This window comes from Marinobacter alexandrii, from assembly GCA_039984955.1.
Lineage (GTDB): Bacteria > Bacteroidota > Bacteroidia > Cytophagales > Cyclobacteriaceae > Ekhidna.
Genome location: JBDWTN010000007.1, coordinates 2,012,589 through 2,034,694, shown reverse-complemented (window position 1 = coordinate 2,034,694; position 22,106 = coordinate 2,012,589). Strand labels below are relative to the sequence as shown.

Below are 22,106 nucleotides of genomic sequence, written 5' to 3'. Positions count from 1 at the left end.
TCACTATAAGATTGCTTCGTTTATTCATATTCTCCAGACGTCTATTTTTTCTTCAGCACAACTAGCTTATCATCCATCACTGTACCAACAAAAAGTAAACCGTTATAAGGAGCCGCAACACTACTCGCGGATATGAAGGAACCATCATCTTCATACAAGCTCTCTGCCTTACCATTTGAAATTTTAATTACCTCTGAGGGTGCTTTTTCTTTTTTACCTGCAGCGTACGCTGCGAAAGCGAGCAAGTTTGGGTGTGATCCGATCCATAGGTCTCCATTTTCATCCAGCTCAATGTTGTCTATGCCCGTTCCCACATCCAAATCTTTATCTAGCTCCAGAGAGCCATCTTGCTGAATATCGAAGTATTTTAGCTTAAACCCGCGTGGAGAGGCCAGAAGCAGCTGACTTCTATCTTTCGAGATATTGATGCCATTCGCATATTTTATTCCGGAAGCGACTTCTTTGTAATTTCCGTCATAGTACATCACATTCGAAGCAGCCACTCCCAAATAATCCTCAGCAAGTCTTCCCCATTTTCCTGAATATCCATGATCATTTGTAAAATAGAAAGACTCTTCATCAAGGATAACTACGTCATTGGGGCTAATCATACTCTTATCTCTGAAAGTGGCCATGTAAACCAGGCTATCTCCAAACAATTCAAATTTTTCAATCGTATGACCTCTCGCATGATTCACAGCAAGTATTTGATAGTGAGCAGAATCCAATTTTAACAAGCTAATGCCATGAGGATAGAAAGGCAGCTTGTAGTTAGCCGTTAGTTTTTTAGGTCGGAATTCACCTGAGTCCAGATCAAGATAATAGAGATGTCCTTTTGATTTAGTCCCATCTCTTCGCCCTGCACGATCATCCTGAGAGATGATCATAAATCTATCTTCATAGTTTATTGTAAAATCTTCTGCACCTTTCAAGGGGATTTCTGCAATAACCTCATAGTTTTCAGTGTTATTAATTTCACGGAAATATCCTGTTGACGTGAATGTGTAAAGGACAAAAGCCAATAAAAGGATTACAATGATCAGGAGTGTGAGTAAAAATTTCTTCATAGCGCTTAAATGGACAATCCTTAAATCTAGAGAATCTTTCATTCTCAGTGCCTTAATGCTGTTATTCACAAGCTGTGGAAAGGATGAAATTCAACTTCCGGATCAGATACTTGAAGGAAAGATTAACGGTGAGGCTTGGAGCTATTCATCTGCTAATGGATATCTGGTATCATCCGACTTCCAATACCGTATCCGGTTTCTTTCCAGTGAGGAATCTGTAAATGATCCCTGTACTTTACCTAGTCCTTCTATTGAGCATATAAAGGCAATCTTTAGACCTTCGGAAGGAAGTTTTTTTGTTTCTCCGCAAGTTCTCGATAACAATCAGGTGCAAGTTTCATTCGAAATATCACCTTCAAAAAATCTTATAGCTTCAAGTGGATTTATGGAAATATTTGCAATCGACGGACAAGTAGTGATAGGATACTTGCAAGCAGTTCTTGATGATGACAATACAGTTGAAGGATCTTTTGAGATAAGACTTTGCAATTAGTTGAATAAATTCTCCCTCAGCAGATTTACAGAATTGATTTCATCTTCTTTCTTAAAGGTGAGTTTCAGTGTATCGCTTTCATTCACCTTTTCTACCAGTGTACAACCATCCAATTCTGAAGCTAATACTCCATTGACCTTATCTATTCGTTGACCCACCTCTAATTGAGCTTGATAAGCAGAAGAGTTTTCTATGATTGTAGTTACAAAAACTCCGTCTTCATCCACATTTAGCCGAGCACCAAAGTCACGATAAATGAATCGTTGTTTCTCAAGAGGGGCAAGTATCATTTGCTTGTTTTTCCAATCAAGAGTAAAATTGAAATTTCTTAAAAACGCTGATCCCAGAGCTTTGAATTTTCGATCACTCACTGAGATATCCATAGGTCCTTTAGTCCCTCCTCCGTTTTTAAAATTCAGACTATCAATTCTAAAAATATAGCTTGCCGTTTTATCAATACCGCCTAATCCTTTGCTCGTTCGCCCAAAAACTTTACTCGCCTCTTGTACCTTCCAGGTTGAATCAAGTGGGGTAGTAATCTTTCCGTTAGACCCAGTATCAACAAAATAAGAATTGCTTTTGCGACCATCTATTGAAATGCGGGCATACAGATGGTGGCTGTACTTATTGCGCCTCAATTTGATTGTATCTTCATTAGGAAAGTGAGTGATATGATCCTGGCTTTTTGCAATTCGAATCATATTTCTTTCTGGAAGAAATTGCCAAACATGATGTCTCATAGCTTCTTTCCCTATGATACCAATCGCTTCACCTTCACAGTCAGCGGAGTATTCTATAATCTTAAATCGAAGATCATTACCGGTAAGCGTACCTATGGTTATTGATTCGACGGATCTTATTTTGACAAAAGAGGGCTTATCATTACTATCTACGGAAAAACTAAATCCTTTGAACTCATTGGATAAACCTTGGCTATCACCAAAAAGAATATTGCTTGCCCCTGAGTCTACTATAAAAGGATATTTTGTTCCATCTACTTCTAAATAGATCTTTATATGCCCTGAAGAAGTGTACTCATAAGGGATTTCTATCCAGTCAGACTCAAAAGAAACCGATCCCTTTTCTATGATTTGATACATCCAAAGCATCACACCAAACAGGGAAAAAGCTAAGAAAAGACAAGCTATAATTAGCCAGATTAAAATCTTTTTTATCAAGCTTCTACCTCTTCTTCATACGCATCCAACGGGAGACAGCTGCACATAAGGTTTCTATCACCATATGCACTGTCGACACGACTAACTGCCGGCCAGAATTTATTCTCCCTCACATAAGGTGCCGGGAATCCAGCTTTTTCTCTTGAGTAAGGGTACTTCCACTCATCTGACATCAAAACTTTGTATGAATGCGGTGCATTTTTCAGAGGGTTGTCTTTTGCATCCGCCACTCCATCAATCACTTCCTGAACCTCTGCTCTAACTGCAATCATCGCATCGCAGAATCGATCTAGCTCTTCTTGAACTTCACTTTCGGTAGGCTCAATCATCATCGTTCCAGGAACGGGGAAAGAAACGGTAGGAGCATGAAATCCATAGTCTATGAGCCTTTTTGCAATATCTTCAACTTCAACACCAGATTTTTTGAATTGACGACAGTCAATAATCAATTCATGAGCGTTTCTTCCTTTGTCATTTGCATATAAAACAGGATAGTGATCTTTTAATCTCGCTGCTATGTAGTTAGCATTTAGAATAGCAATTTTTGTCGCATTAGTTAAACCTTGAGCTCCCATCATGGCGATGTATCCATGAGAAATAGGAAGAATGCTGGCACTTCCATAAGGTGCTGCTGATACGGAAGGGTTGTTACTATGTTCCGTAAAGTGACCTGGAAGATACGGAGTAAGGTGCTCTGCAACGCCAATCGGACCCATACCAGGACCGCCTCCTCCGTGAGGAATACAAAATGTCTTATGAAGGTTAAGGTGACATACATCTGCACCAATGATCCCAGGAGAAGTAAGCCCTACCTGAGCATTCATGTTAGCTCCATCCATATAGACCTGCCCACCATTGTCATGCATGATTTTACATATTTCAATGATCTCTTCCTCAAACACCCCATGAGTAGAAGGATAGGTCACCATTAGTGCAGCAAGTTCGTTGCTATTGGCTTCAGCCTTTTCTCTTAAATCATCAACATCAATATTTCCATTCTCATCACATTTTACGATGACAACTCTCATGCCAGCCATAACGGCACTTGCTGGGTTAGTACCGTGTGCTGATGATGGAATAAGCGCTACATTTCTATTTGGCTGGCCTGTACCTTCCAAGTATGATTTGATTACCATCAGACCGGCATATTCACCTTGCGCACCTGAATTTGGTTGAAATGATACAGAATGAAACCCTGTAATCTCTACCAGCCAATCATGAAGTTCATTGATTAGTATGCCGTATCCTTCAGCCTGATCCTTTGGAGCAAACGGATGAATATTTCCAAACTCAGGCCATGTTACGGGAATCATTTCTGAAGTTGCATTCAACTTCATGGTACACGAGCCCAACGAAATCATTGAATGAACCAATGAAAGATCTTTGTTCTCTAACCTCTTCATGTACCGAAGAAGCTCATGTTCTGAATGATACTGATTGAAAATGGGATGCTGAAGGTATGGAGTATTTCTTGTAAGTGAAGAAGGATACTCAACCTCAAAATCCTCAACGATTGGAGACTCAAAAGCATTTCCAAGTCGGGCAAATATTTTAGCGACCTTATTGGCATCCTCAACAGTGTGAGATTCGTCAAAGGAAACACCAACACCATCTTCGAAGTAGCGAAAGTTAATTTGACTTTCCTCGCTTAACTGCTTGATTGTTGTTAGATGCTCTGGACTTAGCGGAATTCTTAGCGTATCGAAAAAGAAAGTATTTTGATTTTCAAAGCCATATTGAGCAATGTTATTTGCAGTTTCTTTTGCTAGTCCGTGAGTTCTTGCACCAATATTTTTTAACCCTTCCGAACCATGGTACACCGCATACATTCCAGCCATTACAGCTAGAAGGACTTGTGCAGTACAAATGTTGGAAGTGGCTCTTTCTCGTTTAATGTGCTGCTCTCTTGTTTGGAGCGCCATTCGATAGGCATCATTTCCATGGGCATCTTTTGAAGCGCCAATTATCCTACCAGGGATTGATCTTTTGTAGGCCTCTCTTGTAGCAAAGAAAGCAGCATGAGGTCCTCCATAGCCCATTGGCACCCCAAAGCGTTGGCTCGTTCCTACTACAACATCGGTTCCCCACTCTCCTGGTGCTGTTAGTAAAGTCAGTGCCAATAAATCTGAAGAACATGCTGTGAAAACCCCGTTTTCTTTAGCAGCCGCTACAATGGCAGACCAGTCTCTGACAGATCCGGAGTTATTTGGATATTGAAAAAATACCCCAAAAATTTCAGGAGATGTAACATCTACATTGGCAAGATCTACGATCTCTAGCTCTATTCCGAAAGGAAGGGCGCGTGTTTTTAAGACATCCAGCGTCTGAGGAAACACTTGATTATCGACTAAAAATTTGTTTGATGATTTTTTGTCTCCTTTTCGCAAGCCATATAGCATAGACATTGCTTCAGCGGCTGCAGTACCTTCATCAAGTAGAGAAGCATTAGCTATTTCCATTCCTGTCAGGTCGATAACCATTGTTTGGAAATTGATCAGTGCTTCAAGTCTACCCTGAGCTATTTCCGCCTGATAAGGTGTATAAGCAGTATACCAGCCTGGGTTTTCCAAAATATTACGCTGGATAACCGTAGGGACTACACAATTGTAATACCCCTGTCCTATGAAAGAGTTGAAAACCTTATTTTTATCCGCGACCTCTTGCAGATGATTTAAATACTCGAACTCATTTAATGCAGGAGGAAGGTCCATTAATTCCTTCTTGAGTATTGGAGCTGGAATTGCTTCAGAAATCAATTGATCAACTGATTTTAAACCAATCACTTCCAACATATTGGAAACTTCCTCATTAGAAGGACCATTATGTCTTCTTTCGAATGCTACACGATCATTAAGATTTAATTTCATCAGGGGCTACTGTTTTAAGGCCGCAAATTTACGTCAGGACTTTGAGTACAGAAAGGATTTAGACCTTAACCATTTGTGTAATTAATTGGTTTGACAGAATCTATTTTTCTTAGTTTTAGGTTCTGATTTTAACACATTAATCACAATGAGAAAGATAAGTTACGTTTTGGGCCTGATAGTGGCCTTTGGACTGTTGGCACAGGATAAAACAGCCATTAAGTACGCTAAGACAATTACCTCCGAAGACCTGAAAGAGCACCTCTCAATCTTGGCATCTGACGAGTACGAAGGAAGGGAAACAGGAACAAAAGGACAGAAGATGGCTGCTGAGTACATTGCTAATCATTTTAAATCTCTGGGCTTGGAACCACCTGTAGATGGATCGTACTTTCAGAAATTCAACCTGACACAGTCTTCTATAGGGTCTGTATATATGAAAAGAGGAGATGATAAGATGGTTGGATTTGAAGATTTTGTTTATTACTCCAGATCTGAGACCATGGGAGAAGAGTATATCAATGTGGTCATGGCATCAGAAGATGATGATGAAATGAAAGGCTTTGATGGATCTTATGTGGTTTATGTAACAGAAAAGTTAGGTGGACTTCAAGAAACAATTGATAAGGCAAAAGAAGCAGGAGCCATTGGCTTCATCATTGTTGTAACAAACGATGATGAGTATAGCTCAACATTAAGCAGATTTGGTCCATTTTTGAAACGCGCAAGCTTAGGAATTGATGCAAGAGATAACACTGCAGATAAAATGATTATCGCAGATAAGTCTCTAGCAGCATGGATGTTTGATAAAGATTTCGAAGAGATCAAAGCAGGAGACAATACGCAAGTAATTCTCAATGCAGACTATTTGGACAAGCCAGTTGGAACGGAAAATGTTCTTGGATTCATGAAAGGAACAGAAAAGCCTGATGAGGTTCTTATCATCACCTCCCATTATGATCATGTTGGTATCATCGATGGGGAAGTTTACAATGGTGCTGATGATGATGGTTCAGGAACGGTAACGGTTTTAGAAATCGCTGAAGCTTTTGCTACAGCAGCAAAGAAGAAAAAAGGACCGAAAAGGAGTATTCTATTTATGACTGTAACAGGTGAAGAAAAGGGATTACTTGGGTCTAGATACTATACGGATACTGATCCGATTTTTCCATTGGAGAATACCGTTGCTAACTTAAACATTGATATGGTGGGTCGAGTAGATGATGCGCATTCTGATGCTTCAGATTATATCTATTTGATTGGCTCTGATAAGCTGTCTACAGAGTTACATGAGCTTTCAGAAAAGGTAAACAAGACATATACAAATCTGAATCTGGACTACACATATAATGATGAGAATGATCCGAATAGATTCTACTACCGATCAGATCATTACAACTTTGCTAAGAATAACATTCCAATCATTTTCTATTTTAATGGAACACACCCTGATTATCACAAATCGACTGATACGATAGAAAAGATTGAGTTTGAAACAATGGAAAAAAGAGCAAGACTTGTGTTCCACACAGGTTGGGAAGTAGCAAATCGATCAGAAAGAGTTAAGGTAGATAAATGAGAAGACTGGAAGAAGTTGTGAGAATCGATCATTGTGGGGCATTTGCCCCACAAGATCTTTTCAACCAGCTATGGAAAGAAAGATAAAATATCCATCTTTCTGACACAAGTATAATTATTAAATACGGTTTCCTTTAAATAATTGCAGCAAAAAAAGGCAAGGGAAAAATTTTAAGCAGCCAGAAACTAATAATTAGCTCTTTTTATCGTATTTCGAAGGTTTTCACTTTTTCTTTGAGCTTTCATTTTTTTTGAAACAAATTTTGCAAAAAACGCTTCTTCATCTGAGTTTCCAGAATATTCAAATCAAATAACAAAATAGTGATATGTACTTGATTAAAAATGTAGCAATTGTAAATGAAGGAAAAATCGCTCATGGAGATGTTCTGATTAAGAATGATCGAATAGAGAAAATTGGAAGCCAGCTGACTTTATCAGAAAATCATCAATTAATAGATGGTGAAGGGCTTCACCTATTTCCTGGGGTGATTGATGATCAAGTACATTTCAGAGAGCCAGGATTAACTCATAAAGGGAATATTTTCACGGAATCCAGAGCGGCTGTTGCTGGTGGAGTCACATCATTCATGGAAATGCCGAACGTGAACCCACAAACTATTACCCAAGAGCTATTGTCTAAGAAGTATGAAATAGGGGCTAAGAATTCTTTGGCTAACTATTCCTTTTACATGGGCAGCACGAATGATAATTTGGATGAGGTCCTAAAAACAGATCCAGCGTCTGTTTGTGGCATTAAAATTTTTATGGGTTCTTCGACAGGAAATATGCTGGTTGATGACCCTGAAACACTTGAGAATATCTTTAGAAATGCACCTATTTTAATCGCGACCCATTGTGAGGACGAAGCAACTATTCGTGCAAATACGGAGGCATATATAGAAAAGTACGGAGAAGATATTCCGTTTAAGTGCCATCCTCTTATCCGAAACGAGGAGGCTTGCTATTTATCCTCTTCCAAAGCTGTTGAATTGGCGAAGAAGAATAATGCTCGTCTACATATTCTTCATATATCGACTGGAAAGGAGACACATCTTTTTTCAAATGATGAACCTCTAGGTAAAAAGCGAATCACATCTGAAGCCTGTATTCATCACCTCTGGTTTTCGGATCAGGATTATGATGAGAAAGGCGCCTATATCAAATGGAATCCTGCAGTGAAAACGGCTCAAGATCGAGATGAAATTTGGGAAGCATTGCTTGATAATAGGATCGATGTAATCGCTACGGATCATGCACCCCATACCATTCAAGAAAAAGATAATAAGTACCTAAAAGCACCTTCAGGAGGCCCGCTCATTCAACATACTTTAACGGCGATGCTAGATTTTTATCATCAAGGTAAAATTTCGCTGGAGCGAATTGCAGAAAAAACGAGTCATGCGGTGGCTGAATGTTTCGATGTGAAAGAGCGAGGATATATCAGAGAAGGGTACTACGCAGATTTTGCATTAGTGAATTTGAAAAAGCCCTGGGAAGTAACTAAAGAAAATATTTTGGCAAAATGCAATTGGTCTCCGTTTGAGGGACACAGGTTTAAGTCAAGTGTAGAAAAGACTTTTGTTTCCGGTCACTTGGCTTATGACAATGGTGAGCTGAATGAAAGCAAGATGGGTCAGCGTCTTGCATTTGATCGTTAGTCTAATATTAGGTGTTTGATAAGTTGATCCCCATTATCAGCATATCATCAGATTGATTTGCTTTTCCTTGTATTATCCAATTTTCCAAGGTGGTATCAAATTCTAATGCTTTATCCCTTGGGTTGCTTTTTGAATTTTTCAATATCAATTTTTTAAGACGAGTTATGCCAAATGCTTCGTTTTTAGGGCTTCCGACTTGATTGATGTACCCATCTGAAAATAAGTAAATGGAAACATCATTTTGCTCGAATGAAAAGCTATGTTTTTGAAATACACTATTATCCACTTGCATTGAATTACCTCCCAAAGAGATTTTTGTTGGAGAGATAGTCTCTATTTCATCATCATTGACAAAAATTAACGGACCATTAGCTCCAGCATATTCTACAATTTTTTCATCATGATATATGGTGCAAATAGCAGCATCTATCCCATCTTGATTGCTGTTCTGTAAGTCAGTTTGATGAAGGAGATTTCTAATGGAATTATTTAATGATGCAGCGATGGAATCTGGAGAAGTTATCCCTTGTAGGTTTACAATTTGATCCAACGAAGTAGACCCAGACATGGTCATTAGCGCTCCCGAAAGACCATGACCAGTACAATCAGCAGCAACAATAATTGAAACGGCACCTCTTTTTGTTTCTTCAAGGTGTGCAAACCAGTAGAAATCACCACTGACTACATCCTTAGGTTTTAATACGATGAATGAATTGGGGAATATTTTTTTGATGTCAGATTCTCGTGGAAGTAAAGCGGTCTGAATTTTTTCTGCGTAACTGATACTTTCTGTTATGCTCTTATTCTTTTCCGCTAAATCCTTAGTTCTCTTTGCTACAATTTTTTCAAGATTCTTGTTTACGTGATTGAGCTTTCTTCCAAGATAAAAACTTCGTTTGAAGGATCTCTCGTATCTGAACATAAGCAACAAAGCCTGTGAAAGAATAAATAGAAGAATTCCAATGTGAGAAAGAGAAGTGGTTTCAATAAGTCCAGAAAAATGAAGTAAGTCATTTATGCCTGTGGTGAAAAGTAAAATCCAACCAATAAGATAGATTCTTGCACCATCTCTTTTCCGTATTGTAGCTAGGATCATTACAAAAGTGAGATACAACATTGCTACGAATGTGAAGAGCTGAAACGCAATGAGTCCCATCGTGTAAACTTTCATTGGGAGAATTGCTACTCCTATTGAAAAGATTAAGATGAAGCCTAGAGCAATTTTTACTACCCATGGAATAACATCTTTGTGAAAAAGCCGAGTACTGTAAAAAAAGAAGAGACCAAAAGCCAGATAATAGGTTAAGTAGTCAATCTTACGATGTAGAAAGCCGTTCATCGTTATGATGTCTGTTCCGAAATTCTCATTGGTGATAATTCTGAGTGCTATCGTGAAACAAAAAAGAGCGAATAGTAAAGGAGAGAACGTTTTCTTCCTTACGAAGAAAAGACCAATATGATAAACACCCATGATAAAAATGGAGCCTACTAAAAATAGATCTAACCATTCCAGGTTTCGTCTCGAAGCTTGAATAACATCTCCATCGCCTAAAACAATTTCTGCGGCTAACCCTCCTGCCCTGTTATGAAAATTGCTGGAATGAATAATAATCTCCGCTGTGCCTTCTGGTGCGTCAAAAGAAATAGCCTCTACTTTAGATTCCGGCACACAGCTAGTGGTTGAAGTTCCTACTTGCCCCGATTGTCCCAGAACCTCTCCATTAATGAAAATCTTGTTTGCTAGGCCCCATGACCTAACCTTGAGACCCAAGTTAAATTGAGGTTTCCCAAAATGTATGTTTAGCCTGTAGGAGCCATACCCATAATTGTTGATGCCTATATTATAGACATCATTCTTTTCAGACCAACCTTCTGGCACGGTGTAATAAGTAGCCTCCAGCAAGTCTGATTGGTAAGTTGAATCAGCAGGATCTAGTAGTGTTTCCCAGTAAAACTCCCAATCTCCATTTAAGGCTATTGGGTCATTTTCGTGTGGATTATAGTTTGACAAATCGATGTATCCTTTTTCAACGGTATACGAATTATCTTTTTTGGATTGAGAATAAAGTGTAAAGGAGCTAATTAAACCAACAATCAAAAAGCCAAGCTTCATGAGAATAGATAAACCTTTCATTTTAGGACGATTTTAGGCGAATATTAGATCACAATTTATAGCGATGAGCTAGATAGAGTCAACATTAGTCGTTGAATGCAGAAATAGTATCGTTCAATAAGACAAAAGCATTTGTAGTATGGATGACTCATGTTATTTTTGCAGTCCTTTTCAGGATTCCTGAAAGTATACGGTGGTTGTAGCTCAGTTGGTTAGAGCATCGGTTTGTGGTACCGAGGGTCGTGGGTTCGAGCCCCATCTTCCACCCAAAAGCCTTGGCAATAATGTCAGGGCTTTTCATTTTATGATCTATTTCGTGTATATACTTTACTCTTCGTCTCTAGATAAATATTATAAAGGTCAAACGAATGATCTGAACGATAGGATTAGACGACATAATAGTGGTCATGAGAAATACACCAAATCAGGAGTTCCTTGGAGGCTGGTATGGAACGTTGAAAAACGGACACGCTCAGAGGCCATCATACTTGAGCGAAAGCTCAAAAATATGAACAGAGATAAATTAGAATCATTTATCAAAAAATATAGCTGAAGTTCGAGACGAGACGAAGAGCTATGCTCTTATCTCGATGCTGACCAGAGCGTCAGCACCCCATCTTCCACCCAAAATTAGTTTTTAATTTACCCTGACAGAATTATCTCTGTTAGGGTTTTTATTTTATGGCCTACTTCGTGTATATACTTTACTCTTCGTCTCTAGATAAATATTATAAAGGCCAATCGAGTAATCTGAGCAATAGAATTAGGCCACATAATGGTGGTCATGAGAATGGGAGAAAATAGTTTTCAAAATCAAGGTACTTTCTGTTTCCTTAGCCCTTCCATTTCTTTTAACGCAATTGTTTTGTCAATAAATTCAAGCTCTGCCATTACTAGTAAACCTTTTGTTAAAACAGAACATTTGATGTAATAAGTTTTATCTCCAATTATGTTCAGTTTATAAGTTTCTGTATTTAGCGAAAAAACACCTGCGACGAAATTTCGTTCTCCTAAATGCTCATAAGTCATTTTGTACCAACTCCCATTCTTGAGAGTGACAACTACTTCATCAGGTTCAACTGTCCCAACGATGATTTTAGTCCTGCCACTGGCAAATTTCTTAGGTCTATAGAAATAGATGGTTGCTGACTTAGACCCTATCAAATCACTGGCTGTTTGCGAAGCGAATATGTCTTTGGATCCATTTTCATATTTAATCATAAATACCTCGCTTTTATTTAGTGTATATATTGGGCCTTTCTGATTATCGTGGTTTCTGTATTTTACGGCATTAGGCAAAATTTCAATAACAATCGATTTAATATCATTACCATCTCTTTTAGTAATAATGTCTTGAGCAGCGGAGACCATAAATGATATGCTTAGAAGTATGATAAGCAACTTTCTTATGTTCATCGGAAGTCCCATCCAAATGACAATTCAATCATAGCGAAGATGGTGACACCATCATATTCTTCATATAGAGATCCATCTGAAATGAAACGTTCCTCATCTTTTAATGTAAAAGCAGCTCCGGCCAGAAGACCGAGGTTTATGTAGGTGTCACGGGAAGATCTCCATCGATATCCGAGATTAGAAACAACCCCCATATTGGTGGCTTTTTCTTCAGTTGCGTCGGATTCACCTACATCATATCGGGCAGTGGTCCAGCTGTAATCCAGTATTCCTCCATAATACCAGGAGTTATTACTTGATGTAAAATTTTAATTCCTATACCAACCGCGGCTGAGGATGCTGAAAGCTCACTATCTTCTTCAAAACCGGTCCAAACGGCATGCGTGGCAAGGCCAGCATATGCATAGCGGAAATAAGGAACCAGATAGCTAGAAGATCCGATTTTGGTCTCATACTGAAAAATTGGTCCAAATTGTAATAGTCCAAGAGGGTTGATATTGAATGAACTTTTCGGAAATGAAGAGGAGCTTTTTGCAGGATGAACGGGAGCTTTTTCTTGAGAATTGAAAACATCTTTGGTACCATTTTCATATCGAATCATAAAGACGTCAACTTTCTCAACAGTATAGGTAGGTCCTTGTTGATTTTCGTGTTTTTTATACTTGATTGCTTCAGAAGCAACCTCAAGTACAATTACATTCATTTCATCCCCATTTTTCATTACAATAACATCTTGAGCGGTTATTTTCTGGGTAAGAATGACTAAGAAAAGAAGGAGTAATTTTTTCATGATATTCTGATTTTATTTCAGATACCAAGCTAGAGTCCAATGAGAGGAATGTTTGCCACAAGTGTTTCAAGGTTTAGTACAGATGTTACATCTGTTTTGAGAGAAGCAGTAAAGTATTTGATGAGTTAATCTCCAATTTGTGAAGGGTTCTTATGATAGACTTCTTTGAATGCTTTGGTGAAATAAGAAAGATTATTAAAACCTACAGAATAGGCAATTTGAGAAACTGATCCTGTCTTTTTTTTCAAAAGGCGGAATGCTTTTTTTAGGCGATAGTGTCTCAAGAATTCAGAAGCGGAGCATCCAATTATCGCTTTCATTTTGCGGTGAAGTTGGACGCGGCTCATGGCTAATTCTTTTGCAAATTGATCTACAGAAAATTCATGGTTGCTAAGGTGACTTTCGATGACATCAACTGCCTGTTCTAAAAAAAGATCATTCATCGATGGGATATCTTCAGCTTTTGGGTTGATGAGAAATTCGCTATGATAGTGCTCTCTAATTCTTCTTCGTTGATGAAGGAGACTTCTGCACCTTATTATTAACTCTTCAACATCAAATGGTTTATTCAAGTAGTGGTCTGCACCTTTTTCCAATCCTTCTAATCTAGATTCTTTTTCTGCTTTTGCTGTGAGCATGATGATGGGGATGTGATTTGTTTTGTGGTCAATTCTTATTTTTTGCAGCATTTCAATGCCATCCATCTCTGGCATCATTAGATCGGTTATTATTAAATCAGGTATTTGAGAGTTGGCTACTTCCAGGCCTTCCTGACCATTTACTGCCTGTATAACTTCATACTCTTTTGCTAACTGCAATGCCATGTAAGATCTCAAATCCAAATTATCTTCAACAATGAGTAGAGTAGGCAGCTCTTCAGTGCCTTCAATTTGTTTGCCTAGAGGTTCATTTTCTTCATCCTGCTGTCGTATTGCCTTGAATACTTCTGTGTCCTCAATAGTTACACGATCATCTTCAACATATGCAGAATCTGAAGAAGGGATGGATAGTGCAAATACTGTCCATGGATCGACGCGACGAACTTCAACAGAACCGTGATGTAATTCTATAAACTCTTTTACTAAAGCCAAACCAATTCCACTGCCTTCAACCGGCCTTTTTGTTTGCCCGATCTGGTAGAATCGACCAAATATTTTCTCCTGATATTCTTTAGGTATTTCAAGGCCATCATTAGCTACTTCTAGAGCAATATTACTATTGCTGTGTGCAACAGATAATCGTATGTTCCCTCCAGGATTCGTGTGTTTGAAAGCATTAGATAGCAGGTTGATTAGTACTTGCTCAACTTTATTTTTATCATAAAACATGACTATAGGTTCTTCTGGTAGGGATACAGAAAAATCAATGTCTTCATTTGCAGCCTTTGACTCAAACGAAGATGCAGTGATTTTAACCCAGTTAATTATGTCACTTTTGCTTACCTGTAGTCTTAGCTTACCTGCTTCAATCTTTGAGAGATCTAAAAGCTGATTTATTTGTCTTAGAAGGCGGTCTGCATTTCTCTTGACTAATTCTAGAGGCCAGCGTACTTCGTGGTTGCTTTTGAATTTTCTGATTAACTGATCAATTGGAGAAGAGATTAACGTAAGGGGCGTACGAAATTCATGAGAAATTCCAGCAAAGAATCGGGATTTTAAATGATCTATTTCTTCCATTTTTTTTCTCTCCAGCTGTTCAAGCCTCAACGAGGATTTCAACTGTTGCCTAACGTTTATCATCCGTACCATTGCAAAGGAAACAGCGATGAATGATACTCCGTAAAGCGCATAAGCCCACCATGTTTTCCAAGGTGGAGGTAGAATTACTAGTCTTGTTGATTTGATATTATCACCCCAAAACCCATCACTATTAGATGCCTTGACGTTTAAGGTGTATTCGCCATGATCCAAATTAGTGAAAGTTGCTTGTCGGTTGGAAGCAGGCGTATAAATCCAATCTGAGCTAAAACCATCTAGCTGATACGCATAGTCGATTTTTTCAGGTGCGAAATATTCTAATGCCGCAAAGTTTAAGGTGAAAAAATTCTGCTTATAATTTAGTGAGATCGTTTCTACCAGATTTATATGTTTGTTTAATAGCCCTTCTGCTAAATGAACGGACTTATTAAGAACTTTGAAGTCACTAAAAAAAACAGGAGGAAAGTATGTTGATGGTCGGATACTATCTGGATGAAAAAAATTGAAACCATTACCCGAGCCAAAAAAAAATTGGCCAGAAGAATCTTTGAAAAAAGCATCAGGATTGAACCCTTTTGAAGCTAACCCATGGGATTGATCATAATTTACAAAGGAGCTAAGCTGCGTGTTGAATTTTGATATGCCCGAATTTGTGCTCAACCAAAGATTTTTGTCATCATCTTCTAGAATTCCAAGAATTACGTTGCTAGGTAATCCATCATGTGTGGTTTTCAGAGTAACCATTCCAGTTTTAGTGTTCAGGCAGTTAAGTCCACCTCCATCCGTACCGATCCAGAGAAAGCCTTCTTGATCTAAGTGCAAGCTTAGAACGGTGTTGTGACTTATTGGAGTTTTACTTTCAGTGTCGATTCTTTCGATTAATCCTTTCTCTACATTTAGCTTGATTAGTCCTTTATTATATGTGCCAATCCATAAGGTGCCATTTGACTCGTCTATCATATTCAATACAGGAGGAGAATCATGATTTCCGGAATCGAGAAGAGCATAAAACATAAAGTAGTCTGCCTTAGGATCGTATGAAAACAAACCTTCTCCAAAGGTACCTATCCAGACTATCCCACTTTTGTCTTCAAATAGATAAGTAGCATTTTCAATAGATTTATTTATCGGATTTAGGTAGTTGTGAATTAATTTGTAATTAGCATCATATCGAAAAACCCCATGTCCATAAGATGAAACCCAAATTTCATTTCCTGTTGAATGTAACATTGACCAGATATCAGGTACTTCAATAATCTTTTTTACTGATTCTTTAGTTTGTAGACCGACTTCTGCTTCAGTTGAAAATAAAATTCCTTCCTGTGTCTCACTAAAACTTGTAATGACATTACTTCTAAATGCTGGACTGAGATCAGATGCAGTTAGAGCATTAATAGGTTTTTGATTAAGGTTAAAAACGGAGACCCCTCCTTCCGTTCCAACCCAGATGTTTTTTAGATCGTCTTCATAAATCATCCAAACACTATTATTCGCAATACTCGAAGAGTTTTGAGGATCATTTATGCTAGTGGATAGTGTATTTGATTCATCAATGGAGATTAATCCGCCACCTACATAGCCAGCCCAAACGGTATTATCAGAATCTACGGTGACGTATGCCACTCGATTATTCAACTCTTCGGTCAGTGTATAACTGGTGAAGATGTCGCTTTCTTTATTAAATGAAATAAGCCCTGCTTCCCAGGTACCCAGCCAAAGAAGACCGTTTTTGTCTTGTGCGATTGACAAGACATTATCATTTTCCAAATCATATTTATCTCTGGTAATTCGTTTAAAACTCCGGGTGATGGGATCAAATAAATTTAGGCCACTCTTCGTTCCAGCCCATATTTGGCCATCTTGATCTTCAAAAATCTGATGTACAAAGTTGTGACTGAGGGATGTCGTATCTTCTTCGTTGTGGACAAAATTTTCAAAAACACCCGGACTCGACTCATGTGAGATTCCTCCTCCAAAAGTCCCGATCCATAGTGCCCCGGTTCTGTCTTCAATTATCGAATTAACAGAATTATGTACAAGACTATTAGGGTTGTCCGCATCATGCTTATATGTATAAAAGGTTTCTTTTTCCCTATTGAAAAAGGATAGGCCACCCCCATCGGTTCCGATCCAAATGTTACCTTTTGAATCCTCTAAAAGTCCCCATATGCTATTGTCAGGAAGGCTGGTCGTATCACCTGGAATGTTTTGATAGACCGTGAATTCATAGCCATCAAACTTATTCAGCCCATCAGTGGTTCCAAACCACATGAAACCGTATTGGTCCTTGATAATTTCAAAAACCAAGCTGTAGGAAAGCCCATCCTCAACATTAAAATTCTTGAAGCTCTTATTGTCCTGACTAGTGGCGTGCCACCAGTTTAGCAGAACTAGAAAACAGAGTCTGTACTTCATAATCGGTGAGATTGGTGAATAAAGACAAACCTCTTTTGCGCGTTAAAAGTCTATAAAAGTAAGAAAAAGTACAAATGTTACCTCACTACCAAAGGTTGAAACATGGGTGGTATGAGTCCACTGACTACAATTCTAGATTGCTGCCATCAAATAAAAACTATCACAGTTATGAAAACACTATCAAGAAGAAAAGAGAGGAATAGTTGGAAATCCTCTATTATGCTATCGTACTTGTTTATATGCTTTGTAATGCTATTTTCATGTAGTAAAGATGATGCTGGGCCATCGCAAACAGATCTTTTGATCGGGAAATGGAATTTGGAAGAGATAAATGGAGTGAATCTCAACTCGTCCCTTCAAGTTGAAGTCACGTTTGAAGCCAATGGTGATTATGAAGAGGAGATAAACGAAAACGGTGAGTTAGAACGATTCACAGGTGAATGGGAATGGAATAATGATCAGGATGAAATAGCTATAGATTATGATCAGAATATATCCGATTGGGAATTGGATGTAGAAATGCTAACTGCTGATGAGCTAGAGTTAGATGATGGAAACAATACTCTTTTGTTTAGTAAGGACTAGTTCTCTTCATCCCATAGGTCGTTTTTTGGCCTATGGGGTTTATTAAAACATTTAATCAGGAAAAATCAAATAATGCCAAAAATGATGAGCCAATCTTTTTTAAAATTAACTGCCTTAAGACCAATACTTTTGGTGAAAATACTTCTGTTCTTTAGTTCTCTAATCTCCCATCAATCTCACTGATAAGTTCACCCTCCCACATAGTCATTTGCAGAAGGTGGTTTTTAGTCACTAGATAACCTTGTTGAGCATTTTCGATTTTATTGAATTCAAGAGAAAAAACTTCACGCAGATAAGCGTTTTGAAGCTCATCTATCAATTCAAAATCTCTGTATAATTCGGAGTAGTCACTGAGCTCTGAAAACTCGAGTTGGTTCACCACATCGGTGAGGATGATGGATTCCCAAACAGCCTTTTTTAAATTGAGGAAGCCAACAGACATGTTGTATTGATAGAACGGTTGATCCAATTCTGGAATGCTGTCAGCCAATTTTTCTAGCTGTGTGAGCTGAATATTATGTTGATTCAGTTTTGTTTTTGCTTCTTCGAGATTATAAAGCAACTCCTCTTTTAGATTGGCTCTTGCTTTATCCAGTTGGTGGTTTTGCTTGATATTGTTACGCCATTCATTTAGGAGCAACGCCAGCAAAACAGCAAAGATCACAGAGATCATCTCTACCGCTATTTTCCCCCAATCTATTTTCCGAGACTTTCTTTTTCCCATACATTTTGATATTCTACACCAAAATTATCTTATCATTTCCAAAATCAAAGCGTATTTGAAAGCCGTTTCTGCTAGCGAAGCGTATCGTCCTGAAGCTCCTCCATGTCCAGAAGAAAAATCTGTTCTTAGAAGCACTTCATTATCATCGGTTTTCATCTCACGTAGTTTGGCTACCATTTTTGCAGGCTCCCAGTATCCTACCCTAGAGTCATTGATGGCTGTCAAGAATAGCATATTTGGATAGTCTTTGGCTTCTACGTTTTCGTATGGAGAATACGATCTAATGTATTTGAAATATTTCTTTTCATTTGGGTTTCCCCACTCGTCGTACTCAAGGCTTGTGAGTGGAAGTTTCTCATCCATCATCGTATTGATTACATCTACAAATGGTACATTCAGGATAAGCAGTTTGTAAAGATCAGGTCGCATATTGGCAATTGCTCCCATGAGTAGACCTCCGGCACTTCCACCTTCCGCAATAACTTTCCCTTCTTCGCCATACCCTTCAGAAATCAGAAACTCAGTACACGAGATAAAGTCGGTAAATGTATTTTTCTTCTTCAGCATTTTTCCTTCCTGATACCATTCTTCTCCAAGGTCTCCTCCTCCTCTTACGTGAGCTATGGCATATACAAATCCCTTTTGTAAAAGAGGTGAAACGTTGGGATTATACCCAGCAGAATAACTTGAGCCATAAGAGCCATACCCCGTGATATACAGTGAAGGGGTTTTCCCGGCTTTTTTCAAGTCTTTCACGATTCTTTTATTGTAGATTAATGTGATTGGAATTTTAGTACCATCTTTTGCTTCTGCATACACGGTTTCTACACTAGCAAAAAACATAGGCGAAATTCCTCCAACAGATTTAAGTTGCTTAAACTTCTTCTTCTCCATGTCATAGTTAAGAATGCGAAGAGGTCTGTGGTAGTTTACTTTGCTTATTCTTAAAGTATCAGTATCAAAGTCATTGTTTTTGCCTAAATAGACTGCACGATCATTCCCTTGCTTTATGTAGTGTTCTTTGCCATCCAGTTTACTTACCACTTTCACTTTGTGTAGTAGTCCATGTCTTTCTTGAAATACCATCCAATTTTTGAATGGAAGCACACCCGTAATTTCAATTTCCGAGTTCTCTGCAATCTCTTCTTTCCAATACTTTTCCTCAAAACTGGAAGTATCGGTGACCATCAGCTTATTATTTATAGCCTTATGATTCGTTAGAATGTAAAATTTGTCTTCATAATGAGAGAGACCATATATATGCTTTTCTCTCCTTGGTGTAACTATTCTAAATTCACCATCGGGATTGTTTAAGTTCAGTAACCTTACTTCATTCTGATTGCTTGCAGAGGAACTTATAAAAGCAAATTGCTTACTTCTAGATTTTCCTATTCCAACAGAGAATTTCTTGTCTTTTTCTTCATAGACCAACTTCTTTTCTCCGGTCTTCAAATCAAACCTGAAGACCTTTGAAGAACGAAATGTTTTCTCTTCAAGATTTACATAGAGAAGGGTTGAATCTGTAAGCCAAATCATTCCGCCCACATATTCAATTTGATGAGGCAGTAATTTGTCCCTACTGAAGTCTTTAAATTTTAATACCCACTTATCATTTCCAGTGGTGTTTTCTGAGTATGCAACAATCTGATCATTCGGACTTACGATAAGACCGCCAAAGGAGTAGAATCCTTTGTCTTCTGCCATTTTGTTTACATCAAATAGGAGTTCTTCTTTGCTATTCTTCTCTTTTGAAATTCTGTAATATCTAGCATATTCCTCTTCAGGGGCATATTTATAGTAATACTTATAGCCACCCTCTTCTTTGGGTAAGGACTTATAATTATCTTGAACATATGACTTTACCTCCTTGAATAATTCTCTCTGGAGTGGTTTCAGGGGTTTGAAGTAGTTGTTAGTATATCCATTTTCCTGGCTGAGATGCTGCATGACTTCCTCATTGCCCAATGGGTTTTTAGTGTCTTTGAGCCAAGCATAGTCATCTTGAATTTTCTGCCCATGAATTTGTAGTACTTCAGGTTTCTTTTTTGCTATTGGAGGAACCAGTGTTGTATCTCTGGTTAGTTTGTTTGCGAACTGTTTTTCTAATTTGGTTTCAGCACTTAAGGCAACATAAATAGGCTCTGGCACTTTTGCTTCCGGATGCTCTAAACCATACTTAGCCCAAAACTCAGTGTTGTATCCTTCGGGTAAGTCGAATAGATAATTGTAGTCGGAATTGCTGAAGTTTTCGTCTTTTTTGACAGCTAGCTTGTCCTGGACTTTTACATCATGAGTGAAAAACTCAGAAATAGCAGCATATGGAACTCGTCTATCAGTGGCTGTATCTTCTACAATAAACTCATCGGAATGCTTCAAATACTCAAGAACATAGCGATCACCTCTTTTTGCATATTTACTTTCTACCGAGAAATCAAAGTGGCGCACAGACCATCCTCGATATCCACATATATACTGTTTGTACTCCGGAGGCACTGAGTAGTTTATTTCCGTAATGGCCAGGTCCTCTTTTCGTATAAGGATGCTCCCGCCTAGCTTGTATTCGTAATTAAATGATCGTCTTTTGTCCCCCATTTTTTCCGCGGACATTTCCGGCTTAAAATTGATCAAATAATAGCCCTCGTTATTTTTCTCTACCTCCAGCAACGTGTATTCATATTTACCAAAGTTTGTGAGAAAGTTTTTTGGATACTTTAATCTATCCTTTGTAAGAGCACTTAAAGGTCCTCCCTGGATATTGGAGTAGAGTCTTGTGGTGTTTAGATCATCGCTGGACTTTGCTTCAATAATCTTTGCCTTTTCGCCTTTTAGTACACTTTGATGAAAATGCCATCTATGCAGCGATGAAGAACGTGAGACCCAACTCCCAATGGTTGTTACGCCTGAGAGGTCTACAGGATTTTCAAATTTCTTTCTCTTTTCGCTTTTGCCCGTATAAGGCTTGAGATCTAATACAAAGGCGGCATCAGCATATTTAACTGGATTGTCATTTTCTTTTACATGTTCACGATAGTACCCTTCCAGGTTGAATTCTTCATTCACGTAATTATCAGGAATCGCTTTCAAAGCCTTTTTGAGAATGCTTTTTGGATTGATATCACGCTTGGTACTTACAATGACCGTGTAGAGTTCGGTGATATCTGTCTCCATATAAATTTTGACAGGTTCCTTATAATTGAAGAGCGGAAGCTCGTAAGGTTTGAGCCCCACATAGGAGAATTCAAGAATACTATCAAAATACTTCTCTGGGATTTTCAGCGAAAATGTACCATTATACTCAGTTACGGTACCATAAGCAACATCCTTGAGTTTGACATAGGCAAAAGGGACGGGTTCTTTTGTTTCCTCATAAAAAACGGTTCCTTTTATTGTCTTCGATTGCGAAATTGCAGCAATGCTTAAAAGCATCGCTATGATGATTAGGGTGTTCTTCATACTTGGTGACAGTGTTAAATTGGTTATCCAACAAACGGGTTGATGAGCCAATTATTTCTTTTTACATCTTCAGAA

14 protein-coding genes and 1 tRNA gene are annotated in these 22,106 nt (G+C 38.3%); 5 read left to right on the top strand and 10 right to left on the bottom strand.

The window, feature by feature from the left end; all coding sequences use genetic code 11:
* Positions 1–41 precede the first annotated feature (41 nt).
* A complete protein-coding gene (locus ABJQ32_15235; GenBank protein MEP5291004.1) occupies positions 42–1,067 on the bottom strand; it encodes an SMP-30/gluconolactonase/LRE family protein in 1,026 nt (341 codons plus the stop codon).
* Between ABJQ32_15235 and ABJQ32_15230 the strand changes: the two genes are divergently transcribed.
* A complete protein-coding gene (locus tag ABJQ32_15230) occupies positions 1,048–1,560 on the top strand; it encodes a hypothetical protein (protein MEP5291003.1) in 513 nt (170 codons plus the stop codon). The genes ABJQ32_15235 and ABJQ32_15230 overlap by 20 nt on opposite strands.
* On the opposite strand, the gene ABJQ32_15225 is transcribed toward ABJQ32_15230, so the two are convergent.
* Both ABJQ32_15225 and gcvP read right to left on the bottom strand, forming a co-directional pair.
* Positions 1,557–2,660, bottom strand: coding sequence for a hypothetical protein (locus ABJQ32_15225; GenBank protein ID MEP5291002.1), 1,104 nt, complete (start codon positions 2,658–2,660; stop codon positions 1,557–1,559). The genes ABJQ32_15230 and ABJQ32_15225 overlap by 4 nt on opposite strands.
* 74 nt (positions 2,661–2,734) lie before the next feature.
* On the bottom strand, positions 2,735–5,605 hold the full coding sequence (gene gcvP, locus ABJQ32_15220; GenBank protein MEP5291001.1) for an aminomethyl-transferring glycine dehydrogenase: 2,871 nt from the start codon (positions 5,603–5,605) through the stop codon (positions 2,735–2,737).
* A gap of 145 nt (positions 5,606–5,750) precedes the next feature.
* Between gcvP and ABJQ32_15215 the strand changes: the two genes are divergently transcribed.
* Together ABJQ32_15215 and ABJQ32_15210 are read left to right on the top strand one after the other, a co-directional pair.
* Positions 5,751–7,181 carry a M28 family peptidase gene (locus ABJQ32_15215; protein ID MEP5291000.1) on the top strand — a complete coding sequence of 477 codons (1,431 nt, stop codon included), beginning with the start codon at positions 5,751–5,753 and terminating at the stop codon, positions 7,179–7,181.
* A gap of 325 nt (positions 7,182–7,506) precedes the next feature.
* Positions 7,507–8,838 carry a dihydroorotase gene (locus ABJQ32_15210; protein MEP5290999.1) on the top strand — a complete coding sequence of 444 codons (1,332 nt, stop codon included), beginning with the start codon at positions 7,507–7,509 and terminating at the stop codon, positions 8,836–8,838.
* 7 nt (positions 8,839–8,845) lie between these two features.
* Here ABJQ32_15210 and ABJQ32_15205 read toward each other — a convergent pair whose 3' ends face one another.
* Complete coding sequence (locus ABJQ32_15205) at positions 8,846–10,972, bottom strand: 7TM diverse intracellular signaling domain-containing protein (GenBank protein MEP5290998.1); 2,127 nt, start codon at positions 10,970–10,972, stop codon at positions 8,846–8,848.
* 171 nt (positions 10,973–11,143) lie between these two features.
* Here ABJQ32_15205 and ABJQ32_15200 point away from each other — a divergent pair.
* Positions 11,144–11,219, top strand: a tRNA-His gene (locus tag ABJQ32_15200).
* 545 nt (positions 11,220–11,764) lie between these two features.
* On the opposite strand, the gene ABJQ32_15195 is transcribed toward ABJQ32_15200, so the two are convergent.
* The 4 genes from ABJQ32_15195 to ABJQ32_15180 all read right to left on the bottom strand — a co-directional run bounded on the left by ABJQ32_15195 (position 11,765) and on the right by ABJQ32_15180 (position 17,269).
* Positions 11,765–12,367 carry a hypothetical protein gene (locus ABJQ32_15195; protein MEP5290997.1) on the bottom strand — a complete coding sequence of 201 codons (603 nt, stop codon included), beginning with the start codon at positions 12,365–12,367 and terminating at the stop codon, positions 11,765–11,767.
* The gene (locus ABJQ32_15190) at positions 12,364–12,561 is read right to left on the bottom strand and encodes a hypothetical protein (protein ID MEP5290996.1); all 198 of its coding nucleotides are present in this window, start codon (positions 12,559–12,561) and stop codon (positions 12,364–12,366) included. The genes ABJQ32_15195 and ABJQ32_15190 overlap by 4 nt, the downstream gene beginning before the upstream one ends.
* Before the next feature lie 35 nt (positions 12,562–12,596).
* Positions 12,597–13,157, bottom strand: coding sequence for a hypothetical protein (locus ABJQ32_15185; protein ID MEP5290995.1), 561 nt, complete (start codon positions 13,155–13,157; stop codon positions 12,597–12,599).
* Between the two features lie 125 nt (positions 13,158–13,282).
* Positions 13,283–17,269: a two-component regulator propeller domain-containing protein gene (locus ABJQ32_15180; GenBank protein MEP5290994.1), complete on the bottom strand. Its 3,987-nt coding sequence runs from the start codon at positions 17,267–17,269 to the stop codon at positions 13,283–13,285.
* Between the two features lie 168 nt (positions 17,270–17,437).
* On the opposite strand from ABJQ32_15180, the gene ABJQ32_15175 reads away from it, so the two are divergent.
* A complete protein-coding gene (locus ABJQ32_15175) occupies positions 17,438–17,854 on the top strand; it encodes a hypothetical protein (GenBank protein ID MEP5290993.1) in 417 nt (138 codons plus the stop codon).
* A 151-nt stretch (positions 17,855–18,005) separates the two neighbouring features.
* Here ABJQ32_15175 and ABJQ32_15170 read toward each other — a convergent pair whose 3' ends face one another.
* A complete protein-coding gene (locus tag ABJQ32_15170) occupies positions 18,006–18,578 on the bottom strand; it encodes a hypothetical protein (protein ID MEP5290992.1) in 573 nt (190 codons plus the stop codon).
* Between the two features lie 24 nt (positions 18,579–18,602).
* Positions 18,603–22,031 carry a prolyl oligopeptidase family serine peptidase gene (locus tag ABJQ32_15165; protein ID MEP5290991.1) on the bottom strand — a complete coding sequence of 1,143 codons (3,429 nt, stop codon included), beginning with the start codon at positions 22,029–22,031 and terminating at the stop codon, positions 18,603–18,605.
* Between the last annotated feature and the right edge of the window lie 75 nt (positions 22,032–22,106).

What these genes read in the sequence shown, in the direction of transcription:
- ABJQ32_15235 (MEP5291004.1), bottom strand. Translation starts at nt 1,067, where the DNA reads ATGAAGAAATTTTTACTCACACTCCTGATCATTGTAATCCTTTTATTG.
- ABJQ32_15225 (MEP5291002.1), bottom strand. Translation starts at nt 2,660, where the DNA reads ATGTATCAAATCATAGAAAAGGGATCGGTTTCTTTTGAGTCTGACTGG.
- gcvP (MEP5291001.1), bottom strand. Translation starts at nt 5,605, where the DNA reads ATGAAATTAAATCTTAATGATCGTGTAGCATTCGAAAGAAGACATAAT.
- ABJQ32_15215 (MEP5291000.1), top strand. Translation starts at nt 5,751, where the DNA reads ATGAGAAAGATAAGTTACGTTTTGGGCCTGATAGTGGCCTTTGGACTG.
- ABJQ32_15210 (MEP5290999.1), top strand. Translation starts at nt 7,507, where the DNA reads ATGTACTTGATTAAAAATGTAGCAATTGTAAATGAAGGAAAAATCGCT.
- ABJQ32_15205 (MEP5290998.1), bottom strand. Translation starts at nt 10,972, where the DNA reads ATGAAAGGTTTATCTATTCTCATGAAGCTTGGCTTTTTGATTGTTGGT.
- ABJQ32_15195 (MEP5290997.1), bottom strand. Translation starts at nt 12,367, where the DNA reads ATGAACATAAGAAAGTTGCTTATCATACTTCTAAGCATATCATTTATG.
- ABJQ32_15190 (MEP5290996.1), bottom strand. Translation starts at nt 12,561, where the DNA reads ATGGGGGTTGTTTCTAATCTCGGATATCGATGGAGATCTTCCCGTGAC.
- ABJQ32_15185 (MEP5290995.1), bottom strand. Translation starts at nt 13,157, where the DNA reads ATGAAAAAATTACTCCTTCTTTTCTTAGTCATTCTTACCCAGAAAATA.
- ABJQ32_15180 (MEP5290994.1), bottom strand. Translation starts at nt 17,269, where the DNA reads ATGAAGTACAGACTCTGTTTTCTAGTTCTGCTAAACTGGTGGCACGCC.
- ABJQ32_15175 (MEP5290993.1), top strand. Translation starts at nt 17,438, where the DNA reads ATGAAAACACTATCAAGAAGAAAAGAGAGGAATAGTTGGAAATCCTCT.
- ABJQ32_15170 (MEP5290992.1), bottom strand. Translation starts at nt 18,578, where the DNA reads ATGGGAAAAAGAAAGTCTCGGAAAATAGATTGGGGGAAAATAGCGGTA.
- ABJQ32_15165 (MEP5290991.1), bottom strand. Translation starts at nt 22,031, where the DNA reads ATGAAGAACACCCTAATCATCATAGCGATGCTTTTAAGCATTGCTGCA.